18 protein-coding genes are annotated in these 19385 nt (G+C 70.0%); 11 read left to right on the top strand and 7 right to left on the bottom strand.

The features are described 5' to 3' along the window. Positions 1-157 precede the first annotated feature (157 nt). The 4 genes from leuC to ACGFSB_RS31330 all read left to right on the top strand — a co-directional run bounded on the left by leuC (position 158) and on the right by ACGFSB_RS31330 (position 3527). A complete protein-coding gene (gene leuC / locus ACGFSB_RS31345; RefSeq protein ID WP_393406201.1) occupies positions 158-1591 on the top strand; it encodes a 3-isopropylmalate dehydratase large subunit in 1434 nt (477 codons plus the stop codon). A 5-nt stretch (positions 1592-1596) separates the two neighbouring features. Next, positions 1597-2190, top strand: coding sequence for a 3-isopropylmalate dehydratase small subunit (leuD, locus tag ACGFSB_RS31340; RefSeq protein WP_393406199.1), 594 nt, complete (start codon positions 1597-1599; stop codon positions 2188-2190). Between the two features lie 238 nt (positions 2191-2428). Then, positions 2429-2665 (top strand): hypothetical protein, encoded by a 237-nt coding sequence (locus tag ACGFSB_RS31335; RefSeq protein ID WP_393406197.1) that lies wholly within the window; start codon positions 2429-2431, stop codon positions 2663-2665. 184 nt (positions 2666-2849) lie between these two features. Further along, a complete protein-coding gene (locus ACGFSB_RS31330) occupies positions 2850-3527 on the top strand; it encodes an HU family DNA-binding protein (RefSeq protein ID WP_393406195.1) in 678 nt (225 codons plus the stop codon). Between the two features lie 118 nt (positions 3528-3645). Here ACGFSB_RS31330 and ACGFSB_RS31325 read toward each other — a convergent pair whose 3' ends face one another. Together ACGFSB_RS31325 and cofC are read right to left on the bottom strand one after the other, a co-directional pair. Then, a complete protein-coding gene (locus ACGFSB_RS31325; protein WP_393406193.1) occupies positions 3646-3849 on the bottom strand; it encodes a hypothetical protein in 204 nt (67 codons plus the stop codon). 13 nt (positions 3850-3862) lie between these two features. Next, positions 3863-4498, bottom strand: a complete 636-nt coding sequence (cofC, locus tag ACGFSB_RS31320) for a 2-phospho-L-lactate guanylyltransferase (RefSeq protein ID WP_393406191.1) — start codon at positions 4496-4498, stop codon at positions 3863-3865. A gap of 159 nt (positions 4499-4657) precedes the next feature. On the opposite strand from cofC, the gene ACGFSB_RS31315 reads away from it, so the two are divergent. Genes ACGFSB_RS31315 through ACGFSB_RS31305 form a run of 3 tightly spaced genes read left to right on the top strand, consistent with a single transcriptional unit; the run spans position 4658 to position 7706 of the window. Next, positions 4658-5482 carry a lysophospholipid acyltransferase family protein gene (locus tag ACGFSB_RS31315; RefSeq protein ID WP_393406189.1) on the top strand — a complete coding sequence of 275 codons (825 nt, stop codon included), beginning with the start codon at positions 4658-4660 and terminating at the stop codon, positions 5480-5482. Further along, positions 5479-6489 (top strand): NAD(P)H-dependent glycerol-3-phosphate dehydrogenase, encoded by a 1011-nt coding sequence (locus ACGFSB_RS31310; protein ID WP_393406187.1) that lies wholly within the window; start codon positions 5479-5481, stop codon positions 6487-6489. Before ACGFSB_RS31315 ends, ACGFSB_RS31310 begins: the two co-directional genes overlap by 4 nt. 35 nt (positions 6490-6524) lie before the next feature. After that, complete coding sequence (locus ACGFSB_RS31305; protein WP_393406185.1) at positions 6525-7706, top strand: D-alanine--D-alanine ligase family protein; 1182 nt, start codon at positions 6525-6527, stop codon at positions 7704-7706. Between the two features lie 25 nt (positions 7707-7731). On the opposite strand, the gene ACGFSB_RS31300 is transcribed toward ACGFSB_RS31305, so the two are convergent. Then, on the bottom strand, positions 7732-8223 hold the full coding sequence (locus ACGFSB_RS31300) for a DUF3515 domain-containing protein (protein WP_393406183.1): 492 nt from the start codon (positions 8221-8223) through the stop codon (positions 7732-7734). Positions 8224-8243: 20 nt separating this feature from the next. After that, positions 8244-8477 (bottom strand): Lrp/AsnC family transcriptional regulator, encoded by a 234-nt coding sequence (locus ACGFSB_RS31295; RefSeq protein WP_016642988.1) that lies wholly within the window; start codon positions 8475-8477, stop codon positions 8244-8246. A gap of 209 nt (positions 8478-8686) precedes the next feature. On the opposite strand from ACGFSB_RS31295, the gene ACGFSB_RS31290 reads away from it, so the two are divergent. Beyond that, complete coding sequence (locus ACGFSB_RS31290; protein ID WP_344524763.1) at positions 8687-9652, top strand: thiamine-phosphate kinase; 966 nt, start codon at positions 8687-8689, stop codon at positions 9650-9652. Between the two features lie 2 nt (positions 9653-9654). Next, positions 9655-10467 carry a bifunctional hydroxymethylpyrimidine kinase/phosphomethylpyrimidine kinase gene (thiD, locus tag ACGFSB_RS31285; RefSeq protein WP_393406180.1) on the top strand — a complete coding sequence of 271 codons (813 nt, stop codon included), beginning with the start codon at positions 9655-9657 and terminating at the stop codon, positions 10465-10467. On the opposite strand, the gene ACGFSB_RS31280 is transcribed toward thiD, so the two are convergent. From ACGFSB_RS31280 to rpmB, 3 genes are all read right to left on the bottom strand, one after another. Next, positions 10440-11729: an FAD-dependent monooxygenase gene (locus tag ACGFSB_RS31280; RefSeq protein ID WP_393406178.1), complete on the bottom strand. Its 1290-nt coding sequence runs from the start codon at positions 11727-11729 to the stop codon at positions 10440-10442. The two genes, thiD and ACGFSB_RS31280, sit on opposite strands and share 28 nt — an antisense overlap. A 34-nt stretch (positions 11730-11763) precedes the next feature. Beyond that, a complete protein-coding gene (locus tag ACGFSB_RS31275; RefSeq protein WP_393406176.1) occupies positions 11764-14799 on the bottom strand; it encodes a BTAD domain-containing putative transcriptional regulator in 3036 nt (1011 codons plus the stop codon). A 117-nt stretch (positions 14800-14916) separates the two neighbouring features. Then, on the bottom strand, positions 14917-15102 hold the full coding sequence (gene rpmB, locus ACGFSB_RS31270; RefSeq protein ID WP_135330749.1) for a 50S ribosomal protein L28: 186 nt from the start codon (positions 15100-15102) through the stop codon (positions 14917-14919). A gap of 252 nt (positions 15103-15354) precedes the next feature. Between rpmB and ACGFSB_RS31265 the strand changes: the two genes are divergently transcribed. Beyond that, entirely contained in the window at positions 15355-16998 is a 1644-nt protein-coding gene (locus tag ACGFSB_RS31265) for a DAK2 domain-containing protein (RefSeq protein ID WP_393406174.1), read from the top strand. Positions 16999-17070: 72 nt separating this feature from the next. Next, positions 17071-19272: an ATP-dependent DNA helicase RecG gene (recG, locus tag ACGFSB_RS31260; RefSeq protein WP_393406172.1), complete on the top strand. Its 2202-nt coding sequence runs from the start codon at positions 17071-17073 to the stop codon at positions 19270-19272. Positions 19273-19385 lie beyond the last annotated feature (113 nt).

Genomic DNA, 19385 nt, shown 5'->3' with positions numbered 1-19385 from the left:
TGTGAAACGCAAGTTCAATTTTCCATGGAACACGTCACTCTGTACGTGCGATCCGCGGACCAACGGAAAGCGGTCCACGCACGGCACGAGGGGTACGGGCGTGGACGAACAATTCTCTAGTTGGGCCGGCCCACAACAGCCGGTCGGAGGGAAAGCGATGGGTAGGACACTCGCGGAGAAGGTCTGGGACGACCACGTCGTCCGGCGCGCCGAAGGCGAGCCCGACCTCCTCTTCATCGATCTGCACCTGCTGCACGAGGTGACAAGCCCCCAGGCCTTCGACGGCCTGCGGCAGGCGGCCCGCCCGGTGCGGCGGCTCGACCTCACCATCGCGACGGAGGATCACAACACCCCGACCCTCGACATCGACAAGCCCATCGCGGACCCGGTCTCGCGGGCGCAGTTGGAGACGCTGCGCAAGAACTGCGCCGAGTTCGGCGTACGGCTGCACTCGCTGGGCGATGTCGAGCAGGGCGTCGTCCACGTGGTGGGCCCCCAGCTGGGACTGACCCAGCCCGGCACCACCGTGGTCTGCGGCGACTCGCACACCTCCACGCACGGCGCCTTCGGGGCCCTCGCGTTCGGCATCGGAACCTCCCAGGTCGAGCACGTCCTGGCCACCCAGACGCTGCCGATGGCGCGCCCGAAGACCATGGCCATCACGGTCGACGGCGAACTGCCCGACACCGTCACGGCCAAGGACCTCATCCTCGCCATCATCACGAAGATCGGCACGGGCGGCGGCCAGGGCTATGTCCTGGAGTACCGCGGCTCCGCCATCGAGAAGCTCTCGATGGAAGCCCGCATGACCATCTGCAACATGTCGATCGAGGCCGGTGCCCGTGCGGGCATGATCGCCCCCGACGCCACCACCTTCGACTACATCGAGGGCCGCGACCACGCCCCGCAGGGCGAGGAGTGGGACGCGGCGGTCGCGTACTGGAAGACCCTGAAGACGGACGAGGACGCGGTCTTCGACGCCGAGGTCTACATCGACGCCACGAAGCTCGCGCCGTTCGTCACCTGGGGCACCAACCCGGGCCAGGGTGCGCCGCTCTCCGCGAACGTCCCCGATCCTGCTTCGTACGAAGACGAGTCGGAGCGCTACGCCGCCGAAAAGGCCCTGGAATACATGGGGTTGACCGCAGGACAGGCGCTGCGCGACATCAAGGTCGATACGGTCTTCGTAGGTTCGTGCACCAACGGCCGCATCGAGGACCTGCGTGCCGCCGCCTCCATCGTCGAGGGCCGCAAAGTCGCCGATGGCGTACGGATGCTGGTCGTCCCCGGCTCGGTCCGGGTGGCCTTGCAGGCCATCGAGGAGGGCCTGGACAAGGTCTTCACCGCCGCGGGCGCCGAATGGCGGCACGCGGGCTGCTCGATGTGCCTGGGCATGAACCCCGACCAACTTGCCCCCGGCGAGCGCTCCGCGTCGACCTCCAACCGCAACTTCGAGGGCAGGCAGGGCAAGGGCGGCCGCACCCATCTGGTCTCGCCCCAGGTCGCCGCCGCCACCGCCGTCACCGGCCATCTGTCGTCGCCCGCGGACCTGACCGACGCCCCTGGTAACCCCGTCACCGCCGGAGTCTGAGAGCCATGGAAGCATTCACCACGCACACCGGCCGGGCCGTTCCGCTGCGCCGCAGCAACGTCGACACCGACCAGATCATCCCCGCCCACTGGCTGAAGAAGGTCACCAGGGACGGATTTGAGGACGGGCTCTTCGAGGCCTGGCGCAAGGACGGCGAGTTCGTCCTGAACAAGCCCGAACGCCGGGGCGCCACGGTTCTGGTCGCGGGACCCGACTTCGGTACGGGCTCCTCGCGCGAGCACGCCGTGTGGGCGCTGCAGAACTACGGCTTCAAGACCGTCATCTCCTCCCGCTTCGCCGACATCTTCCGCGGCAACTCGCTGAAGAACGGTCTGCTCACCGTCGTGCTCGACCAGCAGGTCGTGGACGCGCTCTGGGCGCTGACGGAGGCCGACCCGCAGGCCGAAATCACCGTTGACCTGCAGGATCGTCAAGTCCGCGCCGAAGGCGTCACCGCCGACTTCGAGCTCGACGAGAACGCCCGATGGCGTCTCCTGAACGGTCTGGACGACATCAGCATCACGCTCCAGAACGAGCCCGACATCGCCGCGTACGAGACGACGCGCCCCTCGCACAAGCCGCGGACCGTCCAGGTCTGACGCCCCCGCAACACCCTGGTGTACCCCCAATCGTGGACGGTTGGGGGTACATCTGCGTCTGGGGTCGGCGGGTGCCCGCTGACCTGAACGGGTGGTCTCAACTCCCTTGATTCGGAAGGCAGAAGAGGCTTGAAATCCCCTTGTACTCGCATCGACCGGGTACCCTCAGGAGGGCGCCGGATGTGGGTAGTTACCCCCTGCGGAGGCGACAACTCGCCCCAGATGGCACAATCGGTGCATGGGACGTGACAGCCAACTCGAGCTTTACGGGCTTGTTGCGGACCAACTGAAGGAAGCGCACTCAAGAGTGCGTGCACTGCAAGTCCCGGAGGGCGTACGGATGGCGCTGACCCGGAAGCTGCTGGTCATTACGGCCGCGGCCAAACACGATCTCGCCGATGCGGCAAGGCGTCTGGAGCTATTGATGGCGTCCCTCGATGAAGCCGACGAGGGCCGATTCCCCGAAGACCCCTGAAGCGCCAAGGCTCAACGGCCCTTCGGGGAACCTTTGGGGAACCTTCGAGGAAGTCATGGACAGTCGAGTTCGTTGCGGCACAAGGGTGATTAGCCCGTTTCGTGTTTGATTTGCGGTATATATCTGCCTAACGTGCGAAAAAGCCTGGCGAATACGCTCGGGCGAGGTCTCCGAAGGGGAAGACGTGAACAAGGCGCAGCTCGTAGAAGCGATTGCCGACAAGGTGGGTGGCCGTCAGCAGGCCGCCGACGCTGTGGACGCGGTTCTGGATGCAGTCGTCCGTGCCGTGGTCAGCGGAGACCGTGTTTCGGTCACCGGTTTCGGCTCGTTCGAGAAGGTCGACCGTCCGGCCCGTTACGCCCGCAACCCGCAGACCGGGGAGCGCGTTCGGGTCAAGAAGACCTCGGTTCCGCGTTTCCGCGCCGGACAGGGCTTCAAGGACCTGGTGAGCGGCTCGAAGAAGCTCCCGAAGAACGACGTCGCGGTCAAGAAGGCGCCCAAGGGCAGCCTTTCGGGCAGCAGCGCTTCGGCGACCGTGAAGAAGGCCGCGGCCAAGAAGGCCACCGCCAAGAAGGCGACGGCGAAGAAGGCCACCACCGCCAAGAAGGCCACCGCCAAGAAGGCGACCGCGACGGCCAAGAAGGCGTCCACGGCCAAGAAGGCCACCGCCAAGAAGGCCACCGCGACGGCCAAGAAGGCGTCCACGGCCAAGAAGGCGACGGCGAAGAAGGCCACCACCGCCAAGAAGGCGACGGCCAAGAAGACCGCGCCGGCCAAGAAGGCCACGGCAAAGAAGGCGCCCGCCAAGAAGTCGACGGCGCGCAAGACCACCGCCAAGAAGGCGACCGCCCGCAAGAAGTAAGGGCACGAGGGCACTCACGCGCCGGGCCGGGCTCCCAGTAGGGGAGCCCGGCCCGCGGCGTGTGTGGGATGTGCGGGGCGCCCGGAGTGCCCCGGGGCTCAGGCAGAGTGCCCGGGGTTCAGAACGTCTGCAGCGTCACCAGGGTGATGCGGCGCCCCTCGCCCTCTCCCTCGACCTCGATCCGCACCCGCTGACCGGACCTGAGCAGCCGCAGGCCGCCCGCGTCGAACGCCGGGGGATCGAAGGGCACCGGAGTGCCGTCGTCGAGCAGCACGCTGCCGCTGCGGGTCTCGGGGTCGTACGTGTACGCGGTCGCCTGCATGGGGGAAGCGTACTCAGTCGGCGATCAGCAGCCGCGCGGCGGCCGTCGCCGTGCGCGGCCCGACGCCGAGAGCCAGGGCCGCCCGCAGGTCCTCGCCGGTGTCCACGTCCTGGCGTACGGAATCGACGCCGTCGAGCCCGAGTTCCACCGCTCCGGATGCAGTGTGCCGGGAACGGGACGCCGTGCCGAATGCGGGGCGCAATTCCCTGCCGGAAGCCGCGGACAGCAGAGTCGTCCCGATTCCGGCGGCATCCGGCAGAAAAGAACGGGGGAATTCGGCGGCGTTGCCGAGTACCCGGGCCAATTCCATGGGGCGCAGTGCGGGGAGATCGGCATTCAGCGCCGCGACAGCGGTTCGGGGGCGCTCGGCGCGTACGGCCGCCGCTCCGTGCGCCAGGGCGGCGTTGAGGCCGCCCGCGGGCTCGTCCCCGACGATCCGGGCCCCCAGTACCGCCAGCTCGCGCCCGGCGGTGCTGTCGTCCGTGACGACCACCACATCCCGTACCGCGGAACAGGCGAGCGCGGCGGCCACGGTGTCCTGCGCGAAGGCGAGCGCGAGGCCGGGACGCAGGGTGTCGCCGGTGGTGGCGGCGAGCCTGCTCTTGGCGCGCTCCAGCGGTTTCAGGGGTATGACCAGGGTCCACTGCACGGGGGGCGGCTCCGTCCTTCGCGTCGGGCCCATTGTGACCTCATCGCCCCACTACGACGGGGGCTGGGTGCCAAGGGCGGGCGTACGGTGTTCTCGACAGACAGGCAGCCTGGGGCGACACTTGTGCGGCCGACCAGGTTCATGGAGGAAGGTGTCCGAGTGTCCCGCCGCAGAATCGGCTTCTGGTACCGCCTGGCGGCGGTCATCGCTAAACCGCCGCTGGTGGTTCTGTTCAAGCGGGACTGGCGTGGAATGGAGCACATTCCGGCCGACGGCGGATTCATCACCGCCGTGAATCACAACTCGTATATCGACCCGCTCTCGTACGCGCATTTTCAGTACAACACCGGACGAGTGCCTCGTTTCCTGGCAAAGGACGGCCTTTTCAAGGACGGGTTCGTCGGCAGGATCATGAAGGGCACCGGGCAGATCCCGGTCTACCGCGAGACCACGAACGCCCTCGACGCCTTCCGCGCCGCGGTCGACGCGATCGAGCGCGGTGAGTGCGTGGCGTTCTACCCCGAAGGCACCCTCACCAGGGACCCCGCGATGTGGCCGATGACGGCCAAGTCCGGTGCCGCGCGCGTCGCCCTGCGGACCAAGTGCCCGGTGATCCCCGTCGCCCAGTGGGGCGCCAACCTCGCGCTTCCCCCGTACAGCAAGAAGCTCACCCTCTTCCCGCGCAAGAGGCTCCAGGTGCTCGCGGGCGAGCCGGTCGACCTCTCGCGCTTCTACGACACGGAGCCCACCCCCGAGATCCTGCGGGAGGTGACCGAGACCATCATGGCCGCGGTCACCGAACTCCTCGAGGAGATCCGGCAGGAGAAGGCCCCCGAGACCCCGTACGACCCGCGCAAGGCGCGGCTCGCACAACGGAACAAGGCGACGGGCCGGAGCGCTCGGAGCGCTCGGAGCGCCGTAGGGAAGACCCCTGAGCCCAGCCCTGAGCCCACCCCAGAGAACACCACGGAGGACAGCAAGTGACGAACCCGGTGAAGGCCGCCGTCTTCGGAACGGGCTCTTGGGGTACGGCCTTCGGCATGGTGCTCGCCGACGCCGGGTGCGACGTCACCCTGTGGGGCCGTCGCGCCGGACTCGTCGACGCGGTCAACTCCTCGCACAGCAACCCGGACTACCTCCCCGGTGTCGAACTCCCGGAGAGCATCAGGGCGACCACCGACCCGGCAGAGGCCGCGGCCGACGCCGACTTCACCGTGCTCGCCGTGCCCTCGCAGACGCTGCGCGGCAACCTCGCCGAGTGGGCGCCGCTGCTCGCCCCCGACACCGTGCTCGTCTCCCTCATGAAGGGCGTCGAACTCGGCTCCGCGATGCGGATGAGCGAGGTCGTCGAGGACGTCACGAAGGTCGCCTCCGACCGCATCGCCGTCGTCACCGGGCCCAACCTCGCCCGTGAGATCGCCGCCAGGCAGCCCGCGGCCGCGGTGGTCGCCTGCCGCGACGAATCGATCGCGCAACGCCTCCAGACCGCCTGCCACACGCCGTACTTCCGCCCGTACACGAACACGGACGTCGTCGGCTGCGAGCTGGGCGGCGCCGTCAAGAACGTCATCGGTCTCGCCGTCGGCATCGCGGACGGCATGGGCCTCGGTGACAACGCCAAGGGCTCGCTCATCACCCGCGGCCTCGCCGAGACGACCCGCCTGGGCCTGGCGATGGGTGCCGACCCGCTGACGTTCTCCGGACTCGCGGGCCTCGGCGACCTGGTGGCCACCTGCTCGTCGCCGCTCTCGCGCAACCACACCTTCGGCACGAACCTCGGCAAGGGCATGACGCTCGAGGAGACCATCGCGGTCACCAAGCAGACCGCCGAGGGCGTCAAGTCCTGTGAATCGGTGCTTGATCTGGCCCGCAGGCACGGTGTCGACATGCCCATCACCGAGACGGTCGTGGGCATCGTGCACGAGGGCACGCCGCCGGTGGTCGCCCTCAAGGAACTGATGTCGCGCAGCGCCAAGGCCGAGCGCCGCTGACTCTCCGGGGGGCCAGCGGGTACCCTCAACCCGATATGAGCAGCGAGAACTTCCCCCAGAGCCCCGAGCCCAGCTCCGAGCAGAGCTCTGAGCTGCCGCTCCGCAAGCCGCGTGTGGCCGTCGTCTTCGGCGGCCGCAGTTCGGAGCACGGCATCTCGGTCGTCACGGCGGGCGCCGTACTGCGCGCCATCGACCGCACCAAGTACGACGTCCTGCCCATCGGCATCACCACGGACGGCCGGTGGGCACTGACCGCCGACGAGCCCGACCGGATGGCGATCACCGACCGCAAGGTCCCCAACGTCACCGACCTGGCCGAATCGGCCGAGGGCGGCGTCGTCCTGCCGATGGATCCCGGCAATCGCGAGGTCGTCTACAGCGAGCCGGGCTCCGTGCCCAAGGCGCTCGGTGAGGTCGACGTCGTCTTCCCGATGCTGCACGGTCCGTACGGCGAGGACGGCACCCTGCAAGGGCTCCTGGAGCTCTCCGGAGTGCCCTATGTGGGCGCCGGAGTGCTCGCGTCGGCCGTCGGCCAGGACAAGGAGTACATGAAGCGGGTGTTCACCTCCTTCGGGCTGCCCGTCGGCCCGTACCTGGTGATCCGTCCGCGCGAGTGGGACCGCGACGAGCAGACGTCCCGCAAGAAGATCGTGGAGTTCGCCGGCGAGCACGGCTGGCCGCTGTTCATCAAGCCCGCACGCGGGGGCTCTTCGATGGGCATCACGAAGGTCGACTCCTTCGAAGGCCTCGACGAGGCGATCGAGGAGGCCAGGCGCCACGACCCGAAGATCCTCGTCGAGTCGCTGCTGCGCGGCCGTGAGATCGAGTGCGGGGTCCTCGAGTTCGAGGACGGGCCGCGCGCGAGCCTGCCCGCGGAGATCCCGCCGGTGCAGTCGCACGACTACTACGACTTCGAGGCGAAGTACATCGACTCGACGCCCGGCATCGTGCCCGCCCCGCTGACGCCCGAGCAGACCGCCGAGATCCAGCGGCTCGCGGTCGACGCCTTCGAGGCGACGTCCTGCGAGGGCCTGGTGCGCGCGGACTTCTTCCTTACGGAGGACGGGCAGTTCGTGATCAACGAGATCAATACGATGCCCGGCTTCACGCCCATCTCGATGTACCCGAAGATGTGGGAAGCGAGCGGCGTCAGCTATCAGGAGCTGGTGGACCGCCTCATCCAGGCAGCGCTCGACCGGTCGACAGGGCTGCGCTAGCACTCTCCGTAGAGGCGCTGTGGCGCTACGCGATCCCCTTGGGGATGGCCTTCTTCATGGGGGCGGCGAAGTCCGTGAGCGGGCCCACGCCGCCCCCCGCGCGTTCCTCGGGCAGGGTGATCTCCACGTACGCCTTGCGCAGCGTGGAGGTGAAGCGGAACGAGCCGTCGTCCTGCTCCTCGAGCAGCCAGTTGACGCCGTCCACCGTCACGCCGTCCGCCTCGGGGTTGTTCATCTCGGGCGGTTTGGCGACACCGCAGCGCAGTATGATCGCCGGGTCTCCCCACCCGGCGGTCAGCTCCGACTCCGGCTCGGGATCGGCGCGCTCGAGGCCGTCCACCTTGTCCGGCAGCTGCTTGTGCAGATTCCGGCACAGTTCGGTGACCTTGCTGTCCGGGGTGGGAACCACGGGCTTCGCCGCTTCGTCTGCTGAGGAGCAGCCCGCGGATGCGATCAGCAGTGCGAGGGCAGGGGCTGAGACGAGGCAGCGGCGGCGCCGGCGAGCGGAAACGTTCACCGGCCAAGGGTAGACGGGGGCTACAGGTGCACGACGGGGCAGGTCAGGGTCCGGGTGATGCCGTCCACTTGCTGGACTTTGGCGACCACCATGCGACCGAGTTCGTCCACCGTGTCCGCCTGGGCGCGCACGATGACATCGTAGGGTCCTGTCACGTCCTCGGCCTGGATGACTCCCGGGATCTTGCCGATCAGCTCGGCGACGGTCGACGCCTTGCCGACCTCTGTTTGGATCAGGATGTACGCCTGTACCACGGAACCTCCAGGGCGGCCACGAGGATCATGTGGGGAGAAGGGACGCCACGGTACCGCGTCGCCGCTGCCCACGGGGAGACCCGGGGGGCCTGTGGCGCGCACATCGCGGTGGACGGGCAACAGAAGTTGACGGTCATATCGACCGTACCTATGACAGTGAAGGCTCGCGACCGCAAGCCGAGCAGCGTGAAAGGGCATGGTGAGTCCCGGTGAAGGGAACCGTCGGCGAGTTGGGGGAGTTCGGGCTCATCAGGGAACTCACTTCCCGGCTCACCTCCACACCGGCCGTCCGTCTCGGTCCGGGCGATGACGCCGCCGTCGTGTCGGCTCCCGACCGCAGGGTCGTGGCGAGCACCGACATCCTCCTTGAGGGGCGGCATTTCCGCCGGGACTGGTCCACCGCTTACGACGTGGGCCGCAAGGCCGCCGCGCAGAACCTCGCGGACATCGCCGCCATGGGCGCCGTGCCGACCGCGCTGCTGCTCGGCCTTGTCGTCCCCGCCGAACTCCCCGCGAGCTGGCCCACCGAGCTCATGGACGGCCTGCGGGACGAATGCCAGGTCGCGGGAGCGGCGGTCGTGGGCGGCGATGTCGTACGCGGCGACACGATCACCGTGGCGATCACGGCACTCGGCGATCTGCGCAACCACGAGCCGGTGACCCGCGCGGGCGCTCAGCCCGGCGATGTCGTCGCCGTCACGGGCTGGTTGGGCTGGTCGGCCGCGGGGCACGCGGTGCTCTCGCGCGGATTCCGCTCGCCCCGCGCCTTCGTAGAGGCCCACCGCAGGCCCGAGCCGCCGTACCACGCGGGCCCCGCGGCGGCGGGCCTCGGCGCGACCTCGATGACGGACGTGAGCGACGGGCTCATCGCCGACCTCGGGCACATCGCCGATGCGAGCAAGGTGCGCATCGACATCCGCTCCGGGGACGTCGACGTGCCCTCCCAGATGAACGACATCGGCCAGGCCGTCGGCGTCGACCCCCTGCAGTGGGTGCTCAACGGCGGCGAGGACCACGCCATCGTGGCGACGTTCCCGCCGGACGTGAAGCTGCCCGCCCGCTGGAAGGTCATCGGCGAGGTCCTCAACCCCTCGGCGCTCCCACAGGTGACGGTGGACGGGGCACCCTGGACCAGCAAGGGCTGGGACCACTTCGGCGACAACCTCGAGGACTGAGCATGACTGTGTCTTCAGGGTTTTCAGGGCCCCCTCGCGTCCTGACCGTCGCAGGATCCGACTCCGGCGGCGGCGCGGGCATCCAGGCCGACCTGAAGACGATGCTGGCGCTCGGCACGCACGGCATGAGCGTGATCACGGCCGTCACGGCGCAGAACTCCCTCGGCGTGCAGGGCTTTTGGGAGCTGCCCGTCGAGGCGGTGCGCGCGCAGTACCGCAGCGTCGTCGACGACATCGGCGTCCAGGCCGTCAAGACCGGCATGTTGGCATCGGCCGAACTGGTCGAGACGGTGGCCGAGTTGATCGCGGGCACGGACGCCCCCGCGGTCGTCGACCCGGTGGGCGTCTCCAAGCACGGCGACTCACTCCTGGCGGCCTCCGCGCTCGACTCCGTCCGTACGAAGCTGCTCCCGGTCGCCACGGTCGCCACCCCGAACCTCGACGAGGTCGCCCAACTCACCGGCGTCCACGTCGAGTCCGAGGACGGTATGCGGAGGGCGGCAGCCGCCCTCCTGGAGTACGGCCCGCGCTGGGCGCTCATCAAGGGCGGCCACCTGCCGGGTGACGCGGTGGACCTCCTCACCGACGGCTCCGACGAGCACTGGCTGCGGGCGCCCCGCCACGACAACCGCCACACGCACGGCACAGGCTGCACCCTGGCCAGCGCGATCGCCTCGCACCTGAGCAAGGGGCTGCCGGTGCCGGAGGCTGTCGCGGCGGCGAAGGAGTACGTGACCGGGGCGATCGCGGCCGGGTTCGCACTCGGCGGCGGGATCGGGCCCGTGGATCACGGGTGGCGGTTCAGGGACGCGTAGGCCCCGTCCGCGTCCCTGTAGCCCGCGTTCTCGTAGTCCTTGAGCTCAAGGCTGCTCGCCGTCCTTTCGGTGACCTTCTTAAAGAAGCCCGCGAGTACGCGCGAGCTCAGCATCCGGTACATCCGGTCGCGGCTGCGGAGCTTCCTCTCGGTCGGCGGCGCGAAGAACGGGCCCGCGTTGCCCGCCTGCTTCTGGCAGCCCTTCGCGTAGTCGCGGATCTCCGCCTCGTACGCGGCGAAGGCGGCCCGGTGCTCACCCCGCGCCGCGGCGAGCTCACCCGCCAGGACGTACGCGCACACCAGTGCGGTGCCGGTCCCGATGCCGCCCATCGTGGCGCCGTAACCGGCGTCCCCGAGGAGGACCACGCGGCCCTTGGAGAGCCGGTCGACGTGGATCTGGGCGATCGCGTCGAAGTACAGGTCGTCGGCCTTGTCGAGGGCCGCGAGGACCTTCGGGGTGTGCTGCCAGCCCATCTCCGTGAACCGGTCGGCGATGAGCGTCTTCTGCTCCCCGACGTCGTGCCGGTCGTAGGCGAGCTGCTCGGACCGGAAGACCAGGAACCCGCCCGCCCTGTCCGGGGCGCCGTCGTAGTTGTTGATGGCGGCCATGCGGCCCGGTTCGCTGTACATCCGGGCGGTGCGGTCGAGCCCCAGATCGTTGGGCATGTCGAAGCCCGCCACATAGAAGCCGAGGTGGTGCAGGTACCGCGACTCGTCCCCGAAGGCGAGCCGACGGGTGTGGGAGTGCAGCCCGTCGGCACCGACGACAAGGTCGAAGCGGCGGGGAGCGCCGTGGTCGAAGGTGACGTCGACGCCTTCGGAGTCCTCGGTGAGGGAGGCGATGGAGTCTCCGAAGACGTACTCCACGCTGTCCGTGCCGGCCGAGGTGCGCTCGTGGAGGATCTTGGAGAGGTCGCCGCGGAAGATCTCGACGTCACCGCTCATCATGAACGCGGGCAGATCCACGCACTCCTTGTCGTCGGCGTCGACGACCGTCTGCCGCCCCATGTGCGTCTGACGGCGGTGGACCTCGTCCCAGATGCCCATGCGCCGCAGGACGGTGCGGTGCACGTCGCCGCGGAAGTCGACCGCGAAGCCGCCCGCGCGCAGGGCGGATGCCTTCTCGATGACGGTGACGCGGGCTCCGTAGCGGGAGAGCCAGAGGGCGAGCGCGGGCCCGGCGATGCTGGCGCCGGAGATCAGGACGTTCAGGTGGGCGAGGCTGTGGGTGGCGGTCTGTGGCGTGTTCGTTGTCTTCGGCATGGCAGGAGCCTCGCCGGTGGTGCTTACCAGCCGCTTACCGTTCCCTGACCGCTGTTGACCGAAGGCTCCGCCCCTGTTCGAAGGCCCTCGCGTACGTTCCGGGGGTCATCCGCGCACGCGTCGACTCCTCGGTGCGTACGACATCGGGGTCGTCGGCGATCAAGGTGCCGCGCAGTGCGTGGGCGGCGCCCAGGAGCCGGGCCGCCTCCTCCGGGCCCGTGGCGGTGGCCGCGAGCGCCTCGGCGACCTCGGCGACTTCGGAGGTGCCCGGGGTGCCGGGGACGTCATCGGTGCCGAGCGCGAGGACGCGGGCCTGCTCGAACCAGTCGGCCGCCTCCTCCGCACCCGACTCGGCCAGCGCGGTCCTGCCGAGACCGATGAAGATCCGCACGGTCTCGCCGACGCTGAACCAGTTGGCGGCGCACGCCTCGAGGGCCGCTTCGTAGTGCCCACGCGCGCGTGCCGTGTCGCCCCGGAGACGGGCCACGTCACCGAGCCCGCGCCGCGCGGTCGCCACCTTGCCGGGGACATCGACGCTGCGGGCGAGGGCGACGGCACGCGTGAAGTCGGCGGCGGCGCCATCGAGATCGCCCTGACGCAGGAGGACCGTGCCGCGCTGGTGCAGCAGATCGGCGGTCTCTTCGGGGGCCGCCAACTCACGTACGTACGCGAGACCTTCGTCGAGGAGGCCGATGGCCCGCTCCCGCTCGCCCCGCCAGTCGGCGAACATCCCCAGCGGATCGAGGCAGTTGGCCATGCCCCAGCGGTCGCCGGTCCTCCTGAAGCCCGCCAACGCCCGCGCGAAGGCCGCGTCGGACGCATCAGGGCGCCCGGCGAACAGCTCCTGGAAGCCGAGCCCCATGTCCAGCAGCGCCATACCCCACGGATCGTCGCCGACCTGCGCCCGCACCCGCTCCTCCATGGAGCGCTCGGGGCCGCCGACCAACGACCAGAGCACCACCAGGTACGGCAGCCTGAGCGGGCCCTTCAGACCCGTGAGGAAGCCGTCCGCGCGCGCGAGCTGCTCCGGTTCGGCGGGGTCGTCACCGTCACCCGCGATCGTGTTGATCAGGCACAGGACGTACTCCTCGGCCAGGCCGTCCGGCGGCTCGGTGCCCACGGCTTCGAGGAGCGAGACGGCCAGTGCCCTGCGCTCCCCGTACCGGCCGCGCAGCCGCCAGAACCAGGAGAGCGCCGCCATCAGACGCAGCGCGCCGTGCGGATCGACGCGGGTCAGGTGGCGCAGTGCGGCGTCCAGATTGCCGTGCTCGGCGGAGAGTCCGGCCAGCCAGGGCAACTGCTCGCCGCCGCGCAGCCGTGGCTCGGCCCGCTCGGCCAGGCGCAGGAAGTACGCGGCGTGCGCGGCCCGCAGCCGGTCCTCCTCGCCCGCGTCGGCCAGCCGCTCGGCACAGAACGCGCGAATGGTCTGCAACATGCCGTAGCGTCCATCGGCCACGTCGAGGAACGACTTCTCCGCGAGGGAGGCGAGCAGATCCTCCGGGTACGGGACACCGCAGACGGCTTCGACGGCATCGAGCGTCGCACCCGACGAGAACACCGTCAGACGGTGGGCAAGATCACGCTCCTCGTCGTCGAGCAGCTCCCAGCTCCACTCGACGACCGCGTGCAGGGTGCGGTGCCGGGGCGCCTTCGTCCGGTCGCCGCGCGACAGGAGCCGGAAGCGGTCGCCGAGCCGGGCGGCGAGCTCGTCCAGGGTGAGGGTGCGAAGCCGGGCGGCGGCCAGCTCGATGGCGAGCGGAAGCCCGTCGAGTGCCGCGCAGATGTCGCCGACCAGCTGCTCGTTGCTGCTCTCCATGCCGGGCCGTACGGCGGTCGCACGGTCGGTGAAGAGGCGGGCGGCGGGCTCGGCGGCGAGTGGCGGCACGGGCCACCGGATCTCGCCGGTGATACCGAGCCCTTCCCGGCTCGTGGCGAGCACCCGCACGCCGGGACAGGCGCCGAGCAGCAGCCCGGTGACCCTGGCCGCGTCATCGACGATGTGCTCGCAATTGTCGAGCACGAGCAGCAGCTCACGGCCGTGCAGAGCGGACAGCAGTCGATCAGTGGTGTCACCGGCCGGCGTCCGGAAGCTGTCGCGCACACCGAGTGCGGTGAGGATCGCGTACTTCACCCGCGTCCCGTCGGTGAGCGGCGCGAGCTCCACGTAACAGACGTCCGGCAGCGCGCGGGCGGCTTCCACCGCGAGCCTTGTCTTGCCCACGCCACCGGGCCCGGTGAGCGTCACGAGCCGTCCGTCGGCCAGCAGGGCGCCGATCCTCGCGAGTTCGTCCGCCCGCCCGATGAAACGCGTCAGCTGCGCGGGAACACCCCGCTGCCTGGCCGGTTCCTGGCCCTGGAGCAGCTCCAGATGGAGCGCGGAGAGCCCGGCCGACGGATCAGCGCCCAACTCGTCCGCGAGGGTGCGCCGGGCGTCCTCGTAGACCGTGAGCGCCTCCGCGGGGCGCCCGCCCGCGTGCAGCGCCCGCATCAACTGCCCATAGAGCCGCTCGCTCAGCGGGTGCCCGGCGATCAGCTCGCGCAGTTCCGGTACGAGTTCGGGGCCGCCGCCCAGCGCGAGATCCGCGTCGACGCGGTCCTGCACGGCGGCGATCCTGAGCTCTTCGAGCCGGGTGGCGAGGTGATGGGCGGCCGGGAGATCGCCGAGGGCGGGGCCCCGCCACAGGCTGAGCGCCTCCCTCAGGAGTATGGCGGCCCGCGGATGATCCCCGGAGGCGAGGGCCTGAGACCCCTCGCGGGCAAGGCGCTCGAAGCGGCGGAGATCGACGTCCTCGGGTGACGCGGCGAGGCGGTAGCCGATGGGGGAGGCCACGGCCTCGATGTTCAGGTCGAGGCGCTTACGGAGCCGGGAGACCTGGGACTGCAGGGCGTTCGCGGCCCCCGCGGGCGGCTCTTCGCCGTACAGCCCGTCGATCAGCCGCTCCACGGGCACGGTGCGGCCGACGTCCATGAGCAGCAGCGTCAGGAGTGCGCGGGGGCGGGGTCCGCCGGGGTCCAAGGGGCTGCCGTCGGGGGAGCGTACGTCGAGGGAGCCGAGGATGCCGAAGCGCATCCGCCAGATTCTGGCAGTGATTCCGGCAGGCCACGCGCGCGTGGGCGAACGAAAAAGCCGGTCCTCCCGAAGGGGGACCGGCTTCTTCAGCAACCAGCTAGGTGGCCGCGCTGTACGTCAGCGCGAGACCTTGCCGGCCTTGATGCACGATGTGCAGGCGTTGAGCCGCTTCGGCGTCCCGCTGACCATGGCACGAACGCGCTGGATGTTCGGGTTCCAGCGACGGGACGTGCGGCGGTGAGAGTGCGAGATGTTGTTGCCGAAGCTCGGCCCCTTGCCGCAGACGTCGCAGTTGGCAGCCACGGGTCACTCCAAGACTTCAGATGCACTTACGGTTAATCCCGGCATGCCGGGATCAGTGCAATGATCGTGGGTGGCGTTGCCAGGAGGAATGTCCCGATGGGTATCGGGCAACCGGAGCAGCATACAACGACTGCTTCGGTAGAACGAAACTACCATGTCTCGCCCCGGCCCCGCCCCGGTCCCTTCGCCCGTCCCCGTCTACGCTGCGTCCATTCCGGATGCCCCACCGGAAGCCCTAGAGGAGGCGAGCAGGTGCCGCAGAACCTCGACGCCGTCGCGGTGCGCGCCTGGTGCGGCCTCGCTCTGGACGCCCTGGGAGGCGCCCGCGAGGAAATCGACGCGATCAACGTCTATCCGGTCGCGGACGGAGACACCGGAACCAACCTCTATCTGACCGTGGAATCGGCGTCCCAGGCGGTCGACGCGGTCTTCACCGGCCTCGAGCCGACAAGACCCACCCTCGCCGAGGCCGTGCGGGCGATGGCGCACGGCGCGCTGATCGGGGCCCGCGGGAACTCGGGCACGATCCTCTCGCAACTGCTGCGGGGCATGGCACAGGTCATCGGCGCCGACCGTGACACGGATCACGCGGACGGCCGTGACCTCGCGCTCGCGCTGCGGCGGGCCGCGGAGTCGGCGTACCAAGCGGTGGCGCATCCCGTCGAGGGCACGGTCCTCACCGTGGCCGCCGCCGCGGCGGACGCGGCCGCCGGCTCCGACGGCGACTGCGGGGTGGTGGCACGGGCCGCGTACGACGGTGCCTGCCGGGCTCTTGACGCGACTCCCGGGCAGCTCGCGGTGCTCGGCCGTGCGGGAGTGGTGGATGCCGGGGGGCGCGGACTCGTGGCGGTGCTCGGGGCGCTCGTGGGGGCCTTGTCGGGCGGGACGGTGCTCCTGAAGACAACTTCGGGTGCAGGCGGCCACGCGCGCGTGGAGCCCGTCGAGTGCCAGGACGCTTCAACCGACGTCTCGGCCCCCGCCTTCGAGGTGATCTACCTCCTGGAGGCGGACGACACGGCCGTCGCTCGGCTGCGGACCCGGCTCGACGGGCTCGGCGACTCGCTCGTCGTCGTCGGTGGTGACGGACTGTGGAACGTCCATGTCCATGTGGACGACGCCGGGGCAGCCGTGGAGGCGGGCGTCGAGGCGGGGCGCCCCCACCGCATCCGCATCACCCACTTCGGGGTGGGCGACGCGCACACCGCGGGCGTCGCCCTGCCGCCCAGGGAACGTACGCAGCGCGCCATCGTCGCCGTCGTACCGGGGGAAGGGCTCGCCGGTCTCTACTCCGAGGCCGGGGCGACCACGGTGCCCGCGCGGCCCGGGGAGCCGCCCGCCAGCGGGGAGCTCGTCGAGGCGATCCGGCGCGCCCACGCGCGCGAGGTCGTGCTCCTGCCGAACGACGCCGAGCTGCGCCACACCGCTGCCGCCGCCGCGGAGCAGGCCCGCACCGAAGGGGTGCGCGTCGCGCTGATCCCCACCCGCTCCGCGGTTCAGGGCATCGCGGCGCTCGCCGTGCACGAGCCGGACCGCCGCTTCGATGAGGACGTCGTCGCGATGACATCGGCGGCCGGCGCGACCCGGTACGCCGAACTGGCGATCGCCGAGCGGCAGTCGTGGACCATGGCGGGCATCTGCCAGGCCGGTGACGTCCTCGGCCTGATCGACGGCGACGTCGCGGTGATCGGCGAAGAGACCACGCACACCGCGCGGTCCGTCCTCGACCGGATGCTGGCCGCGGGCGGCGAGATGGTCACGCTGGTGCTCGGCGACGACGCGCCGGACAGCCTCGGTGACGAGCTGGAGAAGCATGTGCGCGAGGCGCATCTGGCGGTCGACACGGTGGTCTACCGCGGGGGACGTCAGTCGGCGCTGCTGCTTATCGGCGTGGAGTGACCGAACCCTCACAACAGTTCTGACCAGCGGATTTCATAGACGTACGGCGAATTGTCAGAGCCATGGTGTGCAATGGATCTCGTGCCCGCGCTCGAAGAACCCCTGAAGAAAGTGGTCGGTCCCGCCACCGCGAAGGTGATGGCCGAGCACCTGGACCTGCACACCGTCGGTGACCTGCTGCACCACTATCCGCGGAAGTACGCGGAGCGTGGCGAGCTCACGCGCCTCGCCGACCTGCCGCTCGACGAGCACGTCACGGTCGTCGCCCAGGTCGCGACCGCGCGCATCCTGACGTTCAACGGCGGCAGAGGCCAGCGCCTCGAAGTGACGATCACAGACGGCAGCGGCCAGCTCCAGCTGGTCTTCTTCGGACGCGGCATCCACAAGCCCCACAAGGACCTGCTGCCCGGCACGCGCGCGATGTTCGCGGGCAAGGCATCCGTCTTCAACCGCAAGATGCAGCTCGCGCACCCCGCGTACGAACTGCTGAAGGGTGAGGCCGACGAAGCGGTCGACTCCTGGGCCGGGGCCCTCATCCCGATCTATCCGGCCACCGCCAAGCTGGAGTCCTGGAAGATCGCCAAGTCCGTCGATGCGGTCCTGCCCAGCGCCCAGGAGGCCCTCGACCCGCTGCCGCCGAGCCTGCGCGACGGCCGGGAGCTGATCCCGCTCCCCGAAGCGCTCCTGAAGATCCACCGGCCGCACACGAAAGCGGACATCGCAGCCGCCCGCGACCGTCTGAAGTGGGACGAGGCCTTCGTCCTGCAAGTCGCCCTGGCCCGGCGGAGGTTCGCGGACGCGCAGCTCCCCGCGATCGCCCGCCGCCCCCGCGAGGGCGGCCTGCTCGACGCCTTCGACGCCAAGCTGCCCTTCACCCTCACGGAGGGCCAGGAGAAGGTCACCAAGGAGATCTTCGACGACCTGGCCACCGAGCACCCGATGCACCGGCTGCTTCAGGGTGAGGTGGGCAGCGGTAAGACGATGGTCGCCTTGCGCGCCATGCTCGCCGTGGTGGACGCGGGCGGGCAGGCTGCGATGCTCGCGCCCACCGAGGTCCTGGCCCAGCAGCATCACCGCTCGATCACCGAAATGATGGGCGATCTTGCTGAAGGCGGCATGATCGGCGGCTCGGACCAGGGCACGAAGGTCACGCTGCTCACCGGCTCCATGGGCGTGGCAGGCCGCCGCCAGGCCCTCCTCGACCTGGTCACCGGCGAGGCCGGGATCGTCATCGGCACGCACGCGCTGATCGAGGACAAGGTCCAGTTCCACGACCTGGGCCTGGTCGTCGTCGACGAACAGCACCGCTTCGGGGTCGAGCAGCGCGACGCCCTGCGCGGCAAGGGCAAGCAGCCCCCGCACCTCCTCGTCATGACGGCCACGCCCATTCCGCGCACGGTCGCGATGACGGTCTTCGGCGACCTGGAGACCTCGGTCCTTGACCAGCTTCCCGCGGGCCGTTCGCCGATCGCCACCCATGTCGTGCCGGCCGAGGACAAGCCCCACTTCCTGGCGCGCGCGTGGGAGCGCGTGCGCGAGGAGGTCGAGAACGGCCATCAGGCGTACGTGGTGTGCCCCCGGATCGGCGACGATGTCGACGAAGCCGCCGACCCGAAGAAGGCCAAGCAGAAGTCGGAGGCGGAGGCCACCGCCGAGAAGCGGCCGCCGCTCGCCGTCATCGAGGTCGCCGAGCAGCTCGCCCGAGGCCCGCTCAGCGGACTCAAGGTGGAGATCCTGCACGGCCGTATGCAGCCCGACGACAAGGACGCGGTGATGCGCCGCTTCGCCGCGGGCGAGACCCAGGTCCTGGTCGCGACGACGGTCATCGAGGTCGGCGTGAACGTCCCGAACGCCACCGCCATGGTGATCATGGACGCCGACCGCTTCGGCGTATCGCAGCTGCACCAGCTGCGCGGCCGTGTCGGCCGTGGCTCGGCCCCCGGCCTCTGCCTCCTGGTCACCGAGATGCCCGAGGCGAGCCCGGCCCGCGCCCGCCTCGGAGCCGTGGCCGCGACGCTCGACGGTTTCGAGCTCTCCCGGATCGACCTGGAGCAGCGCCGCGAGGGGGACGTACTGGGCCAGGCGCAGTCCGGCGTCCGCTCCAGCCTGCGCATGCTCGCGGTCATCGAGGACGAGGAGATCATCGCCGAGGCCCGTGAGGAGGCCGTCACGGTGGTCGCCAAGGACCCGGACCTGGAGCAGCTGCCCGAGCTGCGCACCGCCCTCGACGCCCTCCTGGACGACGAGCGCGAGCAGTATCTCGACAAGGGCTGACAGGCAGTGGAGGGGGAAGGACTGAGAGACTGGGGCCCGGACCTTCCTGTCCGTACACCGTTCGTAGACCTCGCTACACCTCGTACGCCTGGTATGCCTCGTACACACCTCGT

The sequence above is a fragment of the Streptomyces sp. NPDC048441 genome (genome assembly GCF_043200235.1).
In the GTDB taxonomy this organism is placed as follows: domain Bacteria; phylum Actinomycetota; class Actinomycetes; order Streptomycetales; family Streptomycetaceae; genus Streptomyces.
This window is presented reverse-complemented; position numbering and strand designations above follow the sequence as displayed.